The 17,270-nt window shown below is 35.1% G+C and carries 19 protein-coding genes; 9 read left to right on the plus strand and 10 right to left on the minus strand.

The window, feature by feature from the left end; translation table 11 throughout:
• Nucleotides 1–216: 216 nt before the first annotated feature.
• From folE to HCN53_RS07055, 4 genes are all read left to right on the plus strand, one after another.
• Complete coding sequence (gene folE, locus HCN53_RS07040; protein ID WP_167342490.1) at nucleotides 217–888, plus strand: GTP cyclohydrolase I FolE; 672 nt, start codon at nucleotides 217–219, stop codon at nucleotides 886–888.
• A gap of 87 nt (nucleotides 889–975) precedes the next feature.
• The gene (gene cysS, locus HCN53_RS07045) at nucleotides 976–2,460 is read left to right on the plus strand and encodes a cysteine--tRNA ligase (RefSeq protein ID WP_167342492.1); all 1,485 of its coding nucleotides are present in this window, start codon (nucleotides 976–978) and stop codon (nucleotides 2,458–2,460) included.
• Nucleotides 2,461–2,633: 173 nt separating this feature from the next.
• On the plus strand, nucleotides 2,634–2,855 hold the full coding sequence (gene yidD / locus HCN53_RS07050; protein ID WP_042277375.1) for a membrane protein insertion efficiency factor YidD: 222 nt from the start codon (nucleotides 2,634–2,636) through the stop codon (nucleotides 2,853–2,855).
• Nucleotides 2,856–2,927: 72 nt separating this feature from the next.
• Nucleotides 2,928–4,397 carry a sodium:solute symporter gene (locus HCN53_RS07055; protein WP_167342494.1) on the plus strand — a complete coding sequence of 490 codons (1,470 nt, stop codon included), beginning with the start codon at nucleotides 2,928–2,930 and terminating at the stop codon, nucleotides 4,395–4,397.
• Here HCN53_RS07055 and HCN53_RS07060 read toward each other — a convergent pair.
• The gene (locus HCN53_RS07060; protein WP_105019596.1) at nucleotides 4,394–4,756 is read right to left on the minus strand and encodes a CoA-binding protein; all 363 of its coding nucleotides are present in this window, start codon (nucleotides 4,754–4,756) and stop codon (nucleotides 4,394–4,396) included. The genes HCN53_RS07055 and HCN53_RS07060 overlap by 4 nt on opposite strands.
• Nucleotides 4,757–5,006: 250 nt before the next feature.
• Entirely contained in the window at nucleotides 5,007–6,014 is a 1,008-nt protein-coding gene (locus tag HCN53_RS07065; protein ID WP_060523933.1) for a 3-oxoacyl-ACP synthase III family protein, read from the minus strand.
• Nucleotides 6,015–6,090: 76 nt separating this feature from the next.
• Between HCN53_RS07065 and HCN53_RS07070 the strand changes: the two genes are divergently transcribed.
• Nucleotides 6,091–6,696: an alpha-ketoglutarate-dependent dioxygenase AlkB family protein gene (locus HCN53_RS07070; RefSeq protein WP_167342496.1), complete on the plus strand. Its 606-nt coding sequence runs from the start codon at nucleotides 6,091–6,093 to the stop codon at nucleotides 6,694–6,696.
• Here HCN53_RS07070 and HCN53_RS07075 read toward each other — a convergent pair.
• Complete coding sequence (locus HCN53_RS07075; RefSeq protein ID WP_060523929.1) at nucleotides 6,693–6,986, minus strand: TIGR03643 family protein; 294 nt, start codon at nucleotides 6,984–6,986, stop codon at nucleotides 6,693–6,695. The two genes, HCN53_RS07070 and HCN53_RS07075, sit on opposite strands and share 4 nt — an antisense overlap.
• 75 nt (nucleotides 6,987–7,061) lie before the next feature.
• On the opposite strand from HCN53_RS07075, the gene HCN53_RS07080 reads away from it, so the two are divergent.
• The 4 genes from HCN53_RS07080 to HCN53_RS07095 are packed head-to-tail and all read left to right on the plus strand — an operon-like array spanning nucleotide 7,062 to nucleotide 10,804.
• Entirely contained in the window at nucleotides 7,062–7,718 is a 657-nt protein-coding gene (locus tag HCN53_RS07080) for an SdpI family protein (RefSeq protein WP_167342498.1), read from the plus strand.
• Nucleotides 7,718–8,674: an alpha/beta hydrolase gene (locus tag HCN53_RS07085; RefSeq protein WP_167342500.1), complete on the plus strand. Its 957-nt coding sequence runs from the start codon at nucleotides 7,718–7,720 to the stop codon at nucleotides 8,672–8,674. The genes HCN53_RS07080 and HCN53_RS07085 overlap by 1 nt, the downstream gene beginning before the upstream one ends.
• A gap of 60 nt (nucleotides 8,675–8,734) precedes the next feature.
• Entirely contained in the window at nucleotides 8,735–10,051 is a 1,317-nt protein-coding gene (locus tag HCN53_RS07090; RefSeq protein WP_167342501.1) for a DUF819 domain-containing protein, read from the plus strand.
• A 45-nt stretch (nucleotides 10,052–10,096) separates the two neighbouring features.
• The gene (locus HCN53_RS07095; RefSeq protein ID WP_167342503.1) at nucleotides 10,097–10,804 is read left to right on the plus strand and encodes a DUF4369 domain-containing protein; all 708 of its coding nucleotides are present in this window, start codon (nucleotides 10,097–10,099) and stop codon (nucleotides 10,802–10,804) included.
• Here HCN53_RS07095 and HCN53_RS07100 read toward each other — a convergent pair.
• The 7 genes from HCN53_RS07100 to HCN53_RS07130 form a co-directional block, all read right to left on the minus strand.
• Nucleotides 10,799–11,065 carry a hypothetical protein gene (locus HCN53_RS07100; protein ID WP_042277359.1) on the minus strand — a complete coding sequence of 89 codons (267 nt, stop codon included), beginning with the start codon at nucleotides 11,063–11,065 and terminating at the stop codon, nucleotides 10,799–10,801. The genes HCN53_RS07095 and HCN53_RS07100 overlap by 6 nt on opposite strands.
• A gap of 39 nt (nucleotides 11,066–11,104) precedes the next feature.
• Nucleotides 11,105–12,082, minus strand: coding sequence for a type I phosphomannose isomerase catalytic subunit (locus tag HCN53_RS07105; protein ID WP_167342505.1), 978 nt, complete (start codon nucleotides 12,080–12,082; stop codon nucleotides 11,105–11,107).
• The gene (locus HCN53_RS07110; RefSeq protein WP_042277355.1) at nucleotides 12,082–12,492 is read right to left on the minus strand and encodes a 6-pyruvoyl trahydropterin synthase family protein; all 411 of its coding nucleotides are present in this window, start codon (nucleotides 12,490–12,492) and stop codon (nucleotides 12,082–12,084) included. The genes HCN53_RS07105 and HCN53_RS07110 overlap by 1 nt, the downstream gene beginning before the upstream one ends.
• Nucleotides 12,489–12,998, minus strand: coding sequence for an isopentenyl-diphosphate Delta-isomerase (idi, locus tag HCN53_RS07115; protein WP_105019603.1), 510 nt, complete (start codon nucleotides 12,996–12,998; stop codon nucleotides 12,489–12,491). The genes HCN53_RS07110 and idi overlap by 4 nt, the downstream gene beginning before the upstream one ends.
• A 98-nt stretch (nucleotides 12,999–13,096) precedes the next feature.
• Nucleotides 13,097–14,113, minus strand: coding sequence for a LacI family DNA-binding transcriptional regulator (locus HCN53_RS07120; RefSeq protein ID WP_167342507.1), 1,017 nt, complete (start codon nucleotides 14,111–14,113; stop codon nucleotides 13,097–13,099).
• A 189-nt stretch (nucleotides 14,114–14,302) separates the two neighbouring features.
• Nucleotides 14,303–16,282: an OmpA family protein gene (locus tag HCN53_RS07125; RefSeq protein WP_167342509.1), complete on the minus strand. Its 1,980-nt coding sequence runs from the start codon at nucleotides 16,280–16,282 to the stop codon at nucleotides 14,303–14,305.
• Nucleotides 16,283–16,300: 18 nt separating this feature from the next.
• On the minus strand, nucleotides 16,301–17,236 hold the full coding sequence (locus HCN53_RS07130) for a type IX secretion system membrane protein PorP/SprF (RefSeq protein WP_167342510.1): 936 nt from the start codon (nucleotides 17,234–17,236) through the stop codon (nucleotides 16,301–16,303).
• Nucleotides 17,237–17,270: the final 34 nt, after the last annotated feature.

Raw genomic sequence — 17,270 nt, forward strand, 5'->3', positions numbered from 1 at the left:
GTAAAAAAGAGCAAACTCAACAAGAGTTTTTTAATAGAAATCATTGCTTTGAACTTAGATTAAATCTTGAGTAAGTAACAAATATCTTAATTTTCATTAACATAGCGTTAACTGTAAGCTAATTATTAACACGCCTACTACTCTAATTAGTTAAATTAAAGACCTTAGTTGTATCTTTGCAACCGCATTTTAACGCTTTTAAAGCGATAGTATTTTATGAAAGTAGAAGATCTTTTGGATGATATAAACGACCACGATCACTCATGGTCCAGTGAAGAAACACCGCTACGTGAAGACGCTTTTAGTCTTACCGATGAGGAAAAGATAGAGAGTATTAAAAAAGATGTTCATAACATCTTACAAACATTGGGAATGGACATGACCGATGACAGCCTGCAGGGAACACCTAAAAGGGTTGCAAAAATGTTTGTTAATGAGATCTTTGGAGGATTAAGACCCGATAAAAAACCAAAGGCAAGCACCTTTGACAATAAATACAAATACAATGAAATGTTAGTCGAGAAAAACATAACATTGTATTCTACCTGTGAACACCACTTACTACCTATAGTAGGACGTGCTCATGTTGCCTACATTTCAAATGGAACTGTGGTTGGACTTTCAAAAATGAATCGTATTGTAGATTATTATGCTAAGAGACCGCAGGTGCAAGAGCGATTAAATATCCAAATAGTGAGGGAACTTCAAAGAGTTCTTGGAACAGAGAATGTTGCCTGTGTGATTGATGCAAAACACCTTTGCGTAAATAGTCGAGGTATTCGCGACATTGAAAGTAGTACCGTTACGGGTGAGTTTGGAGGCGAATTTAAAAAGCCAGAAGTTAAAAAGGAATTTCTGAATTACATAAGTCTAGAAACCAAATTCTAGAATCACCTTCTTTACGTGATAGTTTGTTATTGATTACGCTTTCGCGAAAGCGTAACATCTAATATCTTTACCTTATAAATCAACATTATGGAATTATACCAAAGCAATGAAGTAAAGCTTTACAATTCACTTAATGGCCAGAAGGAAGTTTTTACTCCTATAACGCCGGGAAGAATAGGTATGTATGTATGTGGACCTACTGTATACAGCAATGTACACCTAGGGAATTGTCGTACTTTCATAAGCTTTGATATGATATTTAGGTATCTAAAGCATCTAGGATATAAAGTTCGATACGTACGTAATATTACCGATGCTGGCCACCTAACAGATGATGCTGATCAAGGAGAAGACAAAATATCCAAAAAAGCTAGACTAGAAAAGCTAGAACCTATGGAAGTGGTACAGCAGTATACCCTAGACTTTCATAATGTAATGAGGCAATTTAATGCCTTACCACCTAGCATTGAACCTACTGCAACTGGACACATTGTTGAGCAAATTGAAATTATCAAAAACATCATTGACAAAGGTTATGCGTATGAGCGTAACGGATCTGTCTATTTTGATGTCGTTAAATTCAATACTGATCATCGTTACGGAAAATTAAGCGGCAGAAATCTAGAGGATATGATCGCAAACACACGTGATCTTAATGCTCAGGATGAAAAAGAAAATGCTCAAGATTTTGCCTTGTGGAAAAAAGCAAATCCAGATCATATCATGAGATGGCCTAGCCCATGGGGTGATGGTTTTCCCGGTTGGCATCTAGAATGTACTGTGATGAGCAGTAAATATTTAGGAGACACCTTTGATATTCACGGTGGTGGAATGGATCTTAAATTTCCACATCATGAATGTGAAATTGCTCAAGGTGAAGCAGCACACGGTTGTAGTCCTGTAAACTATTGGTTACATGCTAATATGCTGACTCTTAATGGCAAGAAAATGTCAAAGTCAACTGGTAACAGTATTTTACCTAAAGAACTATTTACCGGTGATAACGACTTCATGGAAAAAGGTTTTTCACCTAGTGTAGTGCGTTTCTTCATGATGCAAGCTCATTACCGATCTGTTTTAGATTTTAGTAATGATGCTATCCTAGCGGCTGAAAAAGGTTATAATCGTATTAATGAAGCTATTACTTTATTAGACAAATTACCCGTTTCTCAAACTAGTAGCTTTTCCATTAATGAATGGAAAGAGAAATGTTATGCAGCAATGAATGATGACTTTAACACTCCTATCCTAGTAGCAGAATTATTTGAAGGAGCGAGTTTAATTCAAAAAATTAACAGCGGTTCCGAATCTATAAATCAAGAGGACTTAACCGTGTTGCAGCAAACTTTCAGGGATTTTTTCTATGATGTTTTAGGTCTAAAAAGTTCTCAAGAATCCTTAATTGGTGATGAAACAGAACACTTAGATAAAGCTATGCAATTGTTAATTGATTTAAGAGCACAAGCTAGAGCAAATCGTGATTTTGCAACAAGTGACAAAATCAGGGATCAATTACTAGAGGCTGGAATTCAACTTAAAGATGGTCCAGACGGAACTACTTATACCTTATAAGCGCTTAGACTTAAAGCTATCTTGATATCATCGTTTTTTAAATGATTATCATTATAGTTGATTAAAGGGATTACTATTTATGCATAGTTATAAATAGTTCTAAACTAGAAATTAAAATGCCACATTTTTAATTCATGTTGAACTTGTTTAATTTTATATACGAATAAATTAGATTGAAAAAGTGGCTTACATATCCTTTTCTAGGAATAATTTGGGTTTATCAAAATGCGATATCTCCCTTTACTCCTGCTAGTTGTAGATACACTCCTACATGTTCTAGCTATTCCAAAGAAGCTCTTATTAAGCATGGTTTTTTTAAAGGTGGCTGGCTAGCCATTAAACGTATTTCTAGCTGTCATCCATGGGGTGGCAGTGGTCATGACCCAGTACCTTAATTTCCCAATTATAGATTTTTACTATCTTATATCTAACAATGTCTTTTGTAAATTCGCCATTAAAATAAGTTAGTGAGTCCTAATCAGATATTATTTACAATCATCGGTTATTTTGCCGTACTAATCGGCATTTCCTTTTTAGTAGGTCGTAAAAATGATAGTGCAACCTTTTTTAGAGGTAACCGTTCTTCACCATGGTATATAGTTGCCTTTGGGATGATAGGTGCTTCATTGAGCGGTGTAACCTTTATAAGTATTCCTGGTAATGTTGAGGCAGATTCTATGGGGTATTTTCAAGTAGTACTTGGGTATACCTTAGGGTATCTTGTAATAGGAACAGTCTTGCTTCCCATGTATTACAGACTCAATCTAACTAGTATTTATACCTATCTGCATGATAGATACGGAAAATCAGCTCAATATACCGGATCCAGCTTTTTCCTATTGAGTAGAGTTGTAGGAGCGAGTTTTAGGCTTTATTTGGTGGCAGGCGTACTTCAAACTTTTGTTTTTGATCCTATGCAAGTAGGGATTGAATTTTGGCAAACGGTAACTCTTACTGTTATTCTTATCTGGTTGTATACGTTTAAAAGCGGTATTAAAACAATTGTATGGACAGACACCTTGCAAACTTTATTTATGCTTATAGCCGTAGGTGTAGCCTTGTATTTTCTTTATGAGAGACTAGAATTTTCTTCTATTAATAGCTTAATTGACTATATAAACAGCAGTAACTACTCTCAAGTATTCTTTTTTGATGATTGGAAAAGTGATCAATATTTTTGGAAACAATTTTTATCTGGTGCATTTATAGCAATTGTAATGACAGGATTAGATCAAGATATGATGCAAAAAAACTTGACTTGTCGCAGTCTCAAAGACGCTCAAAAGAATATGTTTTGGTTCACGATTGTACTTACCGTAGTTAATTTATTATTCCTAGTACTAGGAGTTCTATTAACTGCTTTTGCCAAAGCAGAAAACATTCAAGCTTCTAAGGACAGCTTGTTCCCTGCAATTGCGCTACAAAGTGATATGGGAATAGGACTGGGACTGGTATTCATGCTAGGACTTGTTGCCGCTGCTTATAGTAGTGCTGACAGTGCTCTAACTTCACTTACCACCTCATTTTCTGTCGATATTTTAAACGTAGAAAAAAACTACTCTGAATCTAGGCAAAAGAAAGTACGTATGTTAACACATATCGCGTTTTCAATCCTATTAATTCTTGTGATAGTAAGTTTTGAATACGTGATCCAAGATGCCAGTGTAATTACTAAACTTTTTGTTTTTGCTGGTTACACCTATGGACCACTTTTAGGTTTGTTTAGCTTTGGAATACTCACTTCGTTTAAACCTCATCGATACAGCGTTCCTGTTATAGCGATAATATCTCCATTTATTGCCTATACCGTGAGTGTACTAGCCGAAAAAGCGGGATTTGAATTTGGGTTTTTTATTCTTTTATTAAATGGTGCAATCACCTTTTCGTTGTTATTGATTGCGTCAATATTACTACCTTCTAAATCAGCACATAATTAATATTGATTTGTACCTAGCATTACTAAAGTACACGCCACTTCTACCTCTATACCATTTGACCTTAGAATTTCATAAAATTCAGGGTTTTCTGTGCCAGGATTAAAAATGACACGTTTAGGCATTAGACTTAAAATGTAATCGTAATAGGGCTGCTGTCTCTTTGGATTTAAATATAAAGTCACCGTGTGAATATCCTCATATTGGGGTTGATCAGTATCAATAGCTACTCCTGCAACCTCACCAGTTTTCAAACCTATGGCTACGGTAGGAACCTGATAAGATTCCAGTCTATTTATAGCCATGTTTGAGTAACGGTCTGTTTTAAGCGATGCTCCTAATACAAGTGTTTTTTTAGACATATTTAAGATTTAAGCTGTAACATTTCAACAAAGTTAGCGTCTTTTAATTGAAGGACGTGATAAACCCTTTACGATTTATTTGATAATTGAATTGTTTGAAAAAGAAAAATTCAAAGGTTAACGTTTCGTATAATTCATAATTAATGGTTGGTGTTATTGTACGATAACTAGAAATCCCGAGCTTGCAGGCTCGGGATTTTGTTTATATAAAGAATTCAAATAGAATAACTAATCAGTTTTTCTAAGATAACTACCATTTAATTACTGCACTACCCCAAGTAAATCCACTTCCAAAGGCTGCAAGAACGACCGTATCTCCTTCTTTTACTTTACCTTCTTCCCACGCTTCACACAACGCTATTGGGATAGAGGCTGCAGTCGTATTTCCATAGCGCTGTATGTTGTTGTATACTTTGTCATCAGATAATTGAAATTTCTTTTGAATAAACTGCGAGATACGCAAGTTAGCCTGATGTGGCACAAGCATGTCAATATCATTAACATCCAATCCATTAGTTTTCAATCCTTCCATTATCACTTCACTAAAACGGACTACTGCATTTTTAAATACAAACTGGCCATTCATATATGGGTAGTAAGGAATATCTTCTTGTGGATTCTCCTCAATTATTTGAGGAACCCAATGGTTAGTAGAAGGACCTTTAAGAGAAAGTTCTAGCGCGTGTTTCCCCTCACTATGTAAATGTGTTGAAAGTACTCCATGACCTTCTTGTTCTGATCGGGTAAGAACGGCGGCTCCTGCTCCATCACCAAAAATTACGGTTACACCGCGACCACGAGTAGAAAAATCTAATCCACCGCTGTGATTTTCTGATCCTATTAAAAGTACATTTTTATACATACCTGTTTTAATAAATTGATCAGCTACAGAGATTCCATAAATAAAACCACTACATTGATTACGTATATCAAGGGCTGGACAAGTGTGAATTCCCATCATATCTTGTACTTGGACACCACATCCTGGAAAGTAATAATCGGGAGATAGGGTTGCAAAAATGATTAAATCAATCTCATCCTTAGATATTCCAGCTCGATCAAGAGCAATTTCGGCAGCTTTTACACCCATTACTGCAGTTGAATTTCCATCGCCTTTTTTAATATGACGTCGTTCCTTAATACCTGTACGCTCTTGAATCCACGCATCATTTGTATCCATTAATTTAGAAAGATCATCATTAGTCACCACATTTTCAGGGACATACTTTCCCATTCCGGCTATTCTAGAAGTGTACATATTTATTGTTTAAAAGCCTTGCAAGATAATAACCCACTACCCTATCTTGCTATGGTTTCCTTTAGTTTTTATATGCATGCATAATAAGTTGTTTTCTAGTAATCTTCCCGAACTACCTGATGGTGAACTACATTATGTAGGTAATTATTACGCTTTCGCGAAAGCGGACACATTACAGCGTATAATTATTGAGGAAACGAAATGGCGCCAGAACAAAATAAAGTTGTTTGGAAAAGAGCACCTAGAACCTAGGCTTACTCAATTATATGGTGATCCAAAATTGAATTATGGATATTCGGGTATTGAATTTGAACCCTTACCCTGGACCAAAACGTTAGCCATGATTAAAAAAGATGTTGAACAACTTGCTCAAACCGACTTCAATATTTGTTTGCTTAATTTATATAGAGATGGGAATGATTCTAACGGATGGCATGCAGACGATGAAAAAGCTCTAGGTGAAAATCCAACAATTGCATCAGTAAGTTTTGGTGAGGAACGATTTTTTCACCTGAAACATAACACGCTTAAACAACACCGATATAAGTTTAAACTAGAGCACGGCAGTGTGCTAATAATGAGCGGTGGCACGCAACATTTTTATAAACATCAAATTGCCAAAACGAAAAAGACTATAAAACCGCGATTGAACTTAACCTTTAGAAAGGTAATTAGCGATTAACGTTTGGCTATTTTATTACCTGTAGATCGCTGTCTAGAACACTTGAATCTATCAATGCCTTCCATGCGTTGTGCTCTATGTTTTGTAGAACGACCTTGAACACGCTCGCGCCACATTTTAAAACTACTAGGTTTCATTTGATTGCGCATGATTTTGATAACCTCGCCTTCAGAAACGCCGAATTGAGCCTCGATAGCATCAAATGGAGTGCGGTCTTCCCAGCCCATTTCTACTATACGATCTATAGCTCTTTCGTCTAAGTTTTTGATTATGTCTTTTGCTCTTGCCATAGTGATATAGTCGCTTCAATATTTATTCATTACATTGGTAGTAGAAGATAATACTCATTTTTTTTACCTTTAAATATGCAAAATAAAAATTTTATAGAGTACTTAATTATTGCTCTTAATCTAATCCCGTTTCTTTATTTAGGCTTTATTTACAGCGAATTACCAGAAGAAGTAGCCATGCATTTTAATTCTAGCGGACAAGTGGATAGAATGGGAAGCAAAAAGGAATTGTGGATACTTCCTATCCTTTTATGTGGCGTCATGTATTTTTTGTTTAAGTACCTACCTCAACTAGATCCTAAAAACAATAATTCTAGGATATGGCCAGGACTTAGATTAGGCCTTACAGTTTTTATGAGTGCCATCTGCATGATCATTATTTACGCCAGTTCACATACAAATTCATCAACCTTCAGTAAAGAACTACCTAGATTAATCTTTGCTGGTGTGGGATTATTGTTTGTTTTATTGGGATTATATATGAGACATATTAAACCTAATTATTTCATTGGAATACGCACGCCATGGACGCTAGAGAGTAATGATGTATGGAAAAAAACACATCTTTATGGTGGATACTGGTTTTTAATAGCAGGGATCGTAATTGTAATTTCTAGTATACTATTCTCCATGCAAACAACGTTTATTATTGTCATGTCAACTACCATTGGCATAGCAATTGCAAGTTTTGCATACAGTTATTATTTATATCAAAAACCAGGTAAGAGCTAATGAAGTATTTTCTAGTATTCACTTTATTTATTGTAAGTATTTCTTTAAACGCACAAGACGTTTTCAGTAAAGGTCAATTGCAAAAGGAACAAATCGATCCTACTATCTATAATATTAATGATAATATTCAAGGTTCTCTGCTGGTTCCCGATACATTGCAACCAGTACCGCTAGTGATTTTTATTGCAGGACAAGGCGCTGTTGATAGAGATGGAAATGAGCCTAGAACAAGAAGCAATCACTACAAACAATTAGCAGACAGTTTGTTATCTAAGGGTATTGCTAGTTATCGATATGATAAGCGTACTCTTACACTAATGAAAAATAGAAAACCTACGGATGAGGTTACTTTAAACACATTCATTACCGATGCGAGAGTTACCGTAAAAACTTTTAATAAGGATGATAGATTCTCTAAGATTTATTTATTAGGACATGGCCAAGGGTCACTGATAGCTATGAGAGTTTATGACGAATCCATTTCTGGGGTAATTTCTATTGCAGGTCACGGCCAGTCTATCGATGATTTAATAGTAGATCAAATATCTAAAGAAATCCCAGGTCTAGATAAGGTAGCAAGAGCAACCTTTGACAAAATAAAAAAGCAGGAAAAACCTGTTAAAAACATTGAACGAGATCTTTGGAATGTAGCAAATCCTGGAATCCAACCTTTTATGAAAAGTTGGATGAAATATGACCCAACAAAACTGATAAAAAAAATAGAATGTCCGATTCTTTTATTAAACGGTGATAAGAACAGACAGGTTTCTACCATGCAAACTGAACTGTTACATAAAGCATCACCTAGTTCTAAAAAGGTGATTATTACAGGCATGAATTATGTATTTAAAAAAGTTGGTGATGATGAAATTGTTGCAGCAAAAAGCTATGTGGAGCCCAACTTTCCTATTCACCCTGAACTAATTAATCAAGTACATACGTTTGTAACAGAATAGTTACAAATTATTCTCGTTTCATTGTATTTTGCAGGCAACCTTTAAAACAAGCCTGTATCAATGGATATTCCTAAAATTGAAAACCCAGCACCATTAATCACCAATGACGCAATAGTCTTTGGACTTTTAATGATTTGTCTTGCTATTGTGTTTTATGCCTCGTCAAGAGAAGACGGATTTTGGAAAAAATTCTTTACTTATGTTCCCGCCTTACTCATGTGCTATTTATTACCTAGTTTTTTGAGCACAACTGGAATTATATCTGGTGAATCGTGGCAAATTATTGAAAATGGAAAGCTAGTTGAAAAGGAGTCTTACCTTTACTACATGGCCAGTCGTTACTTACTTCCAGCAGCACTTGTTCTTATGACCCTTTCCATTGATCTTAAAGCCGTTTTTAATTTAGGTTCAAAAGCACTACTTATGTTTTTGACTGGTACCGCTGGAATTATTATTGGCGGACCACTAGCAGTACTATTAATAGGTTCGTTTGTACCAGAGGCTATAGGTGGTGAAGGCACAGACGCTGTTTGGCGAGGACTAGCTACACTAGCTGGAAGCTGGATAGGTGGTGGAGCAAATCAAACTGCCATGTTAGAAGTATATGAATATAGCCAAGATAAATATGGTGGTATGGTAATCGTAGACATTGTTGTAGCAAACTTATGGATGGCAATTTTGCTTTTCGGTATCGGTAAAAGTCAACTGTTCGATAAATGGACCAAAGCTGATAACACAGCTATAGAAGAACTCAAACAAAAAGTTAGCGATTATACTACTGCTGTAAAGCGAGAAGCTACAGTCACAGATATCTTTGTAATGTCTGGAATCGGTTTTGGCGCTGTGGCAGTATCACACTTACTTTCAGAGTTTCTGTCTTCAACTTTTCAAGCAAATGAATCGATAGCTAGTAACATTTATTTGTCCTTTTTGACTAGTGGTTTTTTCTGGATTATTGCTATAGCTACTTTGATTGGAATCTTACTTTCTTTTACTCCAGCTAAACGTTATGAAGGCACAGGAGCAAGTAGAATAGGCGGAATATTCATTTACATACTAGTAGCCACGATAGGAATGAAAATGGACTTAACTAAAATAATGGATAATCCATTCTTAATTCTAATCGGCCTGGTGTGGATGTTTTTCCATGCGATGTTATTAATAATCGTGGCAAAACTTATTAAAGCTCCTTACTTTTTCCTAGCTGTGGGAAGTCAAGCAAATGTAGGTGGTGCTGCCAGCGCTCCAGTTGTAGCTGCCGAGTTTCACCCATCTTTAACCAGCGTGGGAGTTCTACTTGCTGTATTTGGATATGTAGTAGGAACTCTAGGAGCTATTGCCTGCACAATTCTTATGCAACTGGCAGCAACAGCCTAGTATTTTACAAGGATATAATGCATATTTGCACCTCAAATTTTTGAAATGAAAAATCTCATCATCTTAATTCTTTTATTGGCTGGAATCACGGCTTGTTCTGATTCAAAAGGCACTCTTACCGTTAATGGAAATATTAAAGGGCTAAAACAAGGAACCGTATATCTTCAAAAATTAATAGATACAACCATCGTCAACGTTGATAGTATAAAAATAGATGGTGAGCCTGTATTTAAATTAACGACTCCACTAGAAAATCCAGAAATTTTATATCTATATCTAGATATTAAAGATGGCGTTAAATATGATGACCGTATACAATTTTTTGCCGAGGATACGATTATCAATATAGAAACTGACCTAGAGATGTTTGAAGATAACGCTCAAATTACTGGTTCAAAGAATCAAGATATTTTAAATATTTATGAGACGAACAAAAAACCTTTAAATCAGGTCTATACTAAGTTAGTACAACGCAGTATGCAATTGAATGCAATGGAAGACGTTTCTCAGGAAAAAATTGATTCACTTACAACTGCTTACGATAAATACCTGCGTAAAAAAGTCCTATATGCGATTAACTATGCTCAATTGCACAAAGATTACGAAGTATCTCCATATATCCTTGTAAAAGATGCATTTGATGCAAAGGCAGATCTACTGGATAGCGCTTATCAAATGATGCCAAAAAAAATTCAGACAAGTCGTTATGGAAAACAACTGTCTGAATTAATTAAAACTAATAAAGAACTATAGAGCGTTTATACGATCAGCTAATTGGTTAGCTTCGTTTTGTAAATCAACTCTCACTTGTTTTAGATGACTTGCTCTATTTTCTACGCTGCGGTCGTTAACACGTGCGATAAGAGCGTCAAAAGTTTTTATACTATCGTCTATAATTTCTTCAGATTTTTTATGATCAGATTCTGGATGCGCTCCTTGATGGATAATTGCCGCATCAATGATATCGCCTAGTACATAGTTGATATCTTGCTTTAAGTGTCTTATGCTTGCCATAATTGTGAATTTATGGCAAAAATAACCTATTTATTAATCTTATGATATAGAAACCTGTAGCACTTTTGCACCTACGGTTGAATGCAAATCAACAGCTACTAGGCTCGCTGGCAATAAAACGGTTTCTACTGGTTTTAAGGTTACATTTTCATCATCTACCTCAATTTCGATAATTGTATTACCCACATTCATAAGCACTACAAAAGATTCGAGCTGTGCTGGGTTTATCTGGTAGTGATCATCAAAACTCACATAGTCTGTTTTAAAGTATCTATTTATCGCAAGATTTTGACTACCAGTTTTTAAGGGATCATAATTAATATGGTGACCTTTAACTCTGTTATAGTCAGCAACATCAATGGTATCCTGAATATGTAATTCTCTGGTATTACCTTCATCATCCTTGCGGTCAAAATCATAGACCCGATAGGTAACATCACTACTTTGTTGAATTTCAGCAAGGGTTATTCCACCACCTACAGCATGAATTAATCCAGGCTTGATAAAGAATGCATCGCCTGTTTTAACTTGCTGTTTATTTAATAAATCTAATAAGGATTTTTCTTGTATCGCTTTCGCGAAAGCGCCCTTATCACAATCCTCATTAAAACCCATAATTAATCGGGCACCTTCATCGGCATGCATGATATACCACATCTCAGTTTTACCAAAACTATTATGTTTCTTTTGCGCTACACTATCATCAGGATGCACTTGTATGGACAAATCTTGTGCTGCGTCTATATATTTTATAAGCAAAGGAAACTGATTTCCAAATCTGTTTACACTAGTAGCTCCTAACAGTTGTAAGGGATATTGTTCAATCAATTCTGTGAGCGATTGCCCCTTATAATTACCATTGGTAATAATAGATTCATCATCGGGCACAACACTAATTTCCCAACTTTCTCCTAATTGGTTAATAGGTGGATTGATTTTTTTGAGTGTATTTAATTGATCTCCACCCCAAATTTTGGACTTAAAAATAGGTTTAAACTGTAGCGGATATAGTTTCATTAATCACCTGAATATACAACAAAGTTACGAGGTGTCTCGTATAATTTAATACTCAAATCGTATTTAGGATCTAATTTAGGTTTTATTTTTTGATAAATGACATAGGCAATATGTTCTGCCGTAGGAATTAAGGTTTTAAATTCAGGAACTTCTTCATTGAGATTTTTGTGGTCAAATGCATCTTCTACTTGTTCTTTGATGATATCTTTAAGTATTTTCAAATCAATCAAATAACCAGTTTCTGGATCAACTTCACCTGTCACACCTACTTCTAATTCGTAATTGTGACCGTGAAAATGTGGATTGCTACATTTCCCAAATATTGATTCGTTTTGTTCACTAGACCAATCTGGTCTAAACAGTCTATGTGCTGCATTAAAATGCGCTTTACGATATGCTGTTAATCTCATGAGATGAATTTGTAATATTTATCAAAAATAATTTTGAACCAAGCTGTATACTCATGTGGATTTTCATCCATATGAGTTTTAATTTCTTGAGCTGTCATCCATTTATAAGCTGCCACTTCATCTGGATTAATTACAGGCTCGTTATTGTAGTAACCTATCATCACGTGATCTAATTCGTGTTCTGTAAGGCCATTATCAAACGGAGCTATGTATATGAAATTGAAAAGCTCTTTAAGCTCTGTAGAAAATCCCATTTCCTCTTGTAATCTTCTTTTACCTGCTTCAATATTAGTCTCACCATCTCGTTGATGACTACAACATGTGTTAGTCCATAAGCCTGGTGAATGATACTTGTGTAATGCTCGTTGCTGCAACATAATTTGTTGCTTATCATTTACTACAAATACGGAAAACGCACGATGCAATAATGCTTTTTCATGGGCCTCAATTTTTTCCATAAGGCCTACTTTTTCATCGTTTTCATTTACCAGTATGACTTGCTCCATTTATAAAATTTTGTTTCAAATTTACAAAAGAAGTTTAATCAACCTCTTAGTAATTTGTTAAGAGAATTGATGATAAATCACTGATTGAATATCCCGATCTAGGACTTTTTTAGGGTAGTTCCTCTGTGATCAATCGTAAAATCTACTGTAGTTGTAGAAACTGGTTTTTTCTTGTTCCCAGTTAAACGATCAACTAGCATATCTACCGCAACGGCACCTATTTCTTCACCGTGTTGAGTAACTGTAGATAGAACAGGATCCGACAAATATGAAAATTCCTCGCTAGAGAAACCTACAATTGATACGTCTTTAGGAATGTTATAATTGAGTCTATTAAGAGCGCTTACCGCTACTAATCCCGATTTATTATCAATACATAGGACTCCATCAACATCAGGATGTACTTCACACATATTTTTTATGTATCCTCTTACATCTTTTGCATTGTCAACATTGATGATGATAGGTTCTTGATTAGTATTACTTGATTTTTCTAGAGCGGTTTTATATCCTAAAACCCTAAGTTTTGCAACGCTTAAATCACCTAAAGTATTTATAAGTATTATCTTCCTACGACCTTCTTCAATGAACATATTAACAGCGTTGAAGGTCGACATAAAGTCGTCTATTACCACCTTATCACATTCAATCGATTGTGAGGTCCTATCAAACATTACTATAGGAACATCTTGTCTAAGTAAATCTTTCAGGTGGTTTAAATCATCTTTGGCCTGGGTCTCTTGTGAAATTGAGAGTATAAATCCATCAACACTACCATTTGACAATAAGTTTATCGAGTCATTTTCTTTTGTAAAGGACTCATTTGAGATACATGTAATAATATTATACCCCAATTTATTTGCCTGTTGCTCAATCCCGTATAAGGTGTTTGCAAAGAAAGGGTTTAAGATATCTGGAATGATTACACCTAAGGTTTTAGTTTGTCTATTTTTTAAACTAAGTGCTAGTGTATTTGGGCGATAATTTAATTCTTTTGCGATTTCTTTCACTCTTTTAATAGTATCCTGACTAATTTCTGGACTATCCTTTAATGCCTTAGAAACAGTAGATACTGAAACACCTAGAGTGCTGGCTAAATCTTTAAGTGTAATCATGATTTACCTTTTGTATTTCACAAATATAATGAACAAGCAACTAGCAGTTAAAAGCCGCAGTCAAACTTTAATTATTGAAACATTTTCTCCTAAAACCTTTACAATGGCCCAACAAAGCATAGGAATAACATATTTAGAAAATGTATATTCAATAATAGAATTAAAACTGCAGCTATAAGATTAATTTAATTATTTACCTACCACGATAAACTCAGATCTTCTGTTAAGTTGATGTTGCTCCTCGGTACAATCAACACCATTTGAACATTCGTTAACCAATTGAAATTCTCCATAACCTTGAGCTGTCAATCTATCTGCATTGATTCCTTTCATTATTAAATAAGCCCTAGTAGACTTGGCTCTGCGATCACTTAATTTCATATTATATAAATCTGGCGCACGGCTATCTGTATGGGATCTAATATCTACTTTAACAGTAGGAAATGCCTTCATAAATTGTAACACTTTTTGCAGTTCAACTTCTGCATCAGGTCTTATATTAGATTTATCAAAGTCAAAATATATCATAGGTATATCGAGCACGCTAGCTAGATCATCACCGACTTGGAATTTTTGGATTTTATCATCAATAGATCTTTTTAAAGATATAGGTAATACTATCGTAGCAATAACATCTGGCGTCGTTGTCACTGCATCGGAAGGAGCATACTCTTCTTTGGATGCTTGGATAGAATATGTTGATTCACATAGCACTGTAAAGGAATAGGCCGCGTCCTTTTTAACAATTACTCGTTCTACCTCGTTATTATCTACATCTAAAAGAACAACGGTTGCTCCTGGGATCAATTCTCCCGTTTCTTCATCTGTTACTACTCCTACTATTTCGTCCTTACAAGCTAAAGGCTTGTTTTGCCTTAAACTATATATATCATCAAGACCTTGTCCTGATTTTCTATTTGAACTAAAGTAACCCGTCATAGTGCTATCCTTAATGACAAATGAAAAGTCATCGTAAGAACTATTAATTGGTTTTCCTACATTGGTGATTTTTAACTTTTCGCTATCATGGGCTTCTGCAAGTGAAGTCACAAAAACATCTAATCCTCCTAATCCCATGTGTCCCGTAGATGAAAAATAAAGATCCTCTTTTTCTGAAATAAATGGGAATAACTCCTTTCCTATTGTATTTACAGCAGTAAGATTCACAGGCTCTGATAAGGTGCCTGTCGAATCTATTTCAACATACCAGATATCTGAACTACTCTTTCCATCCAAACCTGTTACACTTCCAGGTCTATCGCTAGAGAAATACAACCTAGATTCTTCTTCATTTAAAGCTGGGTGAGCTGTTGACCACTCGTCACTATTGATTGCTAGTTCTTCTATATTTCCCCATCCGTCTTCTGTTTTACTAGCTCTAAATATTTTCAACTTATTTATTTCATCTTTGCTTTTCTTATACTTTTTATTGAAATAATTATTGCTGGTGTAATAGATCGTTTGACCGTCTTTCGTGAATACTGCATTACTTTCATGAAATTTAGTATTCAATTTTTGATCGCCATTTCCAAATTTTCTAGGATTAACAAGTTCTAAACTTGCACTATCAATTTGAGCAACATATAAATCTAAAAACTGTCGTTCACTCCATTTATGACGTCTGTTAATCATAGAAGCAGAATCCTTTGAACTTGCATATACCACTTCATTACTCCCATTAAGATAAGCGGTTCCAAATTCCTGAGACTCACTATTTATCTCTAAATTTTTAATGTTATATCTCCATGATTGAAGTTCAATCATCTCAAGATAATTTTTATCGTTTACAAAAATTTCAGTAAAAGAATCAGCTCCTTTAATTTTTTGATACTCTATTAATAACGCATCAGCCTTATCGTAATCCTTTACCGCTTTTAAACTTTGAACATATCTAAAATAGTATTCACTTTCTATCGCCCCATCGTTATTCTCAAATAGTTTTGTATACCATTTGTGTGAATTTGAATAGTCGTTATTGAAGTAATAAGTATCTCCTAATTTTTTATAGACATTACTTGTCCCGTAACCGTCCTCCACCATATTTAAATACATTTGTTGTGCATCTATAAAAGCATACTCATCATATACTTTATCTGGCTCTATTACATTTCTATCTTGAGCGAGAGATATCGTGGAAACTAATCCTAGTATAACAATTAAATATTTCATTGTAACTTTTTAATTTTATTAAAAGAATCTTGGCGTGATAATTCTATCGTAGCTGTTGAACAATTCAAATCGCAAGAATAATTCATAACTACCGTCGTTGTATATCGCATTACCTAATTCTGTAGTCTCGCGATCATAGGCAAATCCTATCATCATTTGATCACTTATTTGAAATCCTACTAATCCAGTAACAGCAGCACTCCATCTATAGGCCGCTCCTACTGTGAACTTATCGTTGAATAAGAAATTTGCCGTTAAGTCAACCTGTAAAGGTGCTCCTTGTACCATCTTTACTAGTCCAGCTGGTTTGAACTTAATGTTATCATTTAAATCAAAAACATATCCCACGGTTCCAAATAAGTGTATACGCTCCTCTGCTATAAACGTGGCTGAACTCGTGTCGTTATCTTCATCAAAATGATCCGTCTGTAATAAATTAGGCGAACTCAATCCTACGTAAAACCTCTCCGTATGATAATACAGTCCTAATCCTACAGTAGGTGACAATCTATTGTCTACATTCTCACTCAATCTAGGATCTCCTGGATCAAAAATATTTAGCTTATTAAAATCAACATTTAACACGTGGATTCCTCCCTTAAGTCCAAAGCTTAATCTTGCCTCGTCTCCTACGGGAATCGTATAACTAAAATCTGCCGCTACATAGGTCTCATCAGCTGGTCCTATTTCGTCATTCACAACACTCAAACCTAACCCTACTCTACTATTGGCAATAGGAGTATGAAACGACAAAGTTTGTGTGCGTGGTGCTCCATCCAATCCAACCCATTGACTACGATGTAATCCAACTATACTCGCTACACCGCGATTACCAGCATAGGCCGGATTTATAACTATCGGATTATACATATACTGACTGTACTGTGGATCCTGTTGAGCTGTTAACGCTTTCGCGAAAGCGAAAAAAACAAAGACAACTATTAATTTTTTCATGCTTGTATTCTTAATAATTAATCTAGACTTAGAC

The sequence above is a fragment of the Nonlabens sp. SY33080 genome, from assembly GCF_011784885.1.
Taxonomy (GTDB): Bacteria; Bacteroidota; Bacteroidia; order Flavobacteriales; family Flavobacteriaceae; genus Nonlabens; species Nonlabens tegetincola.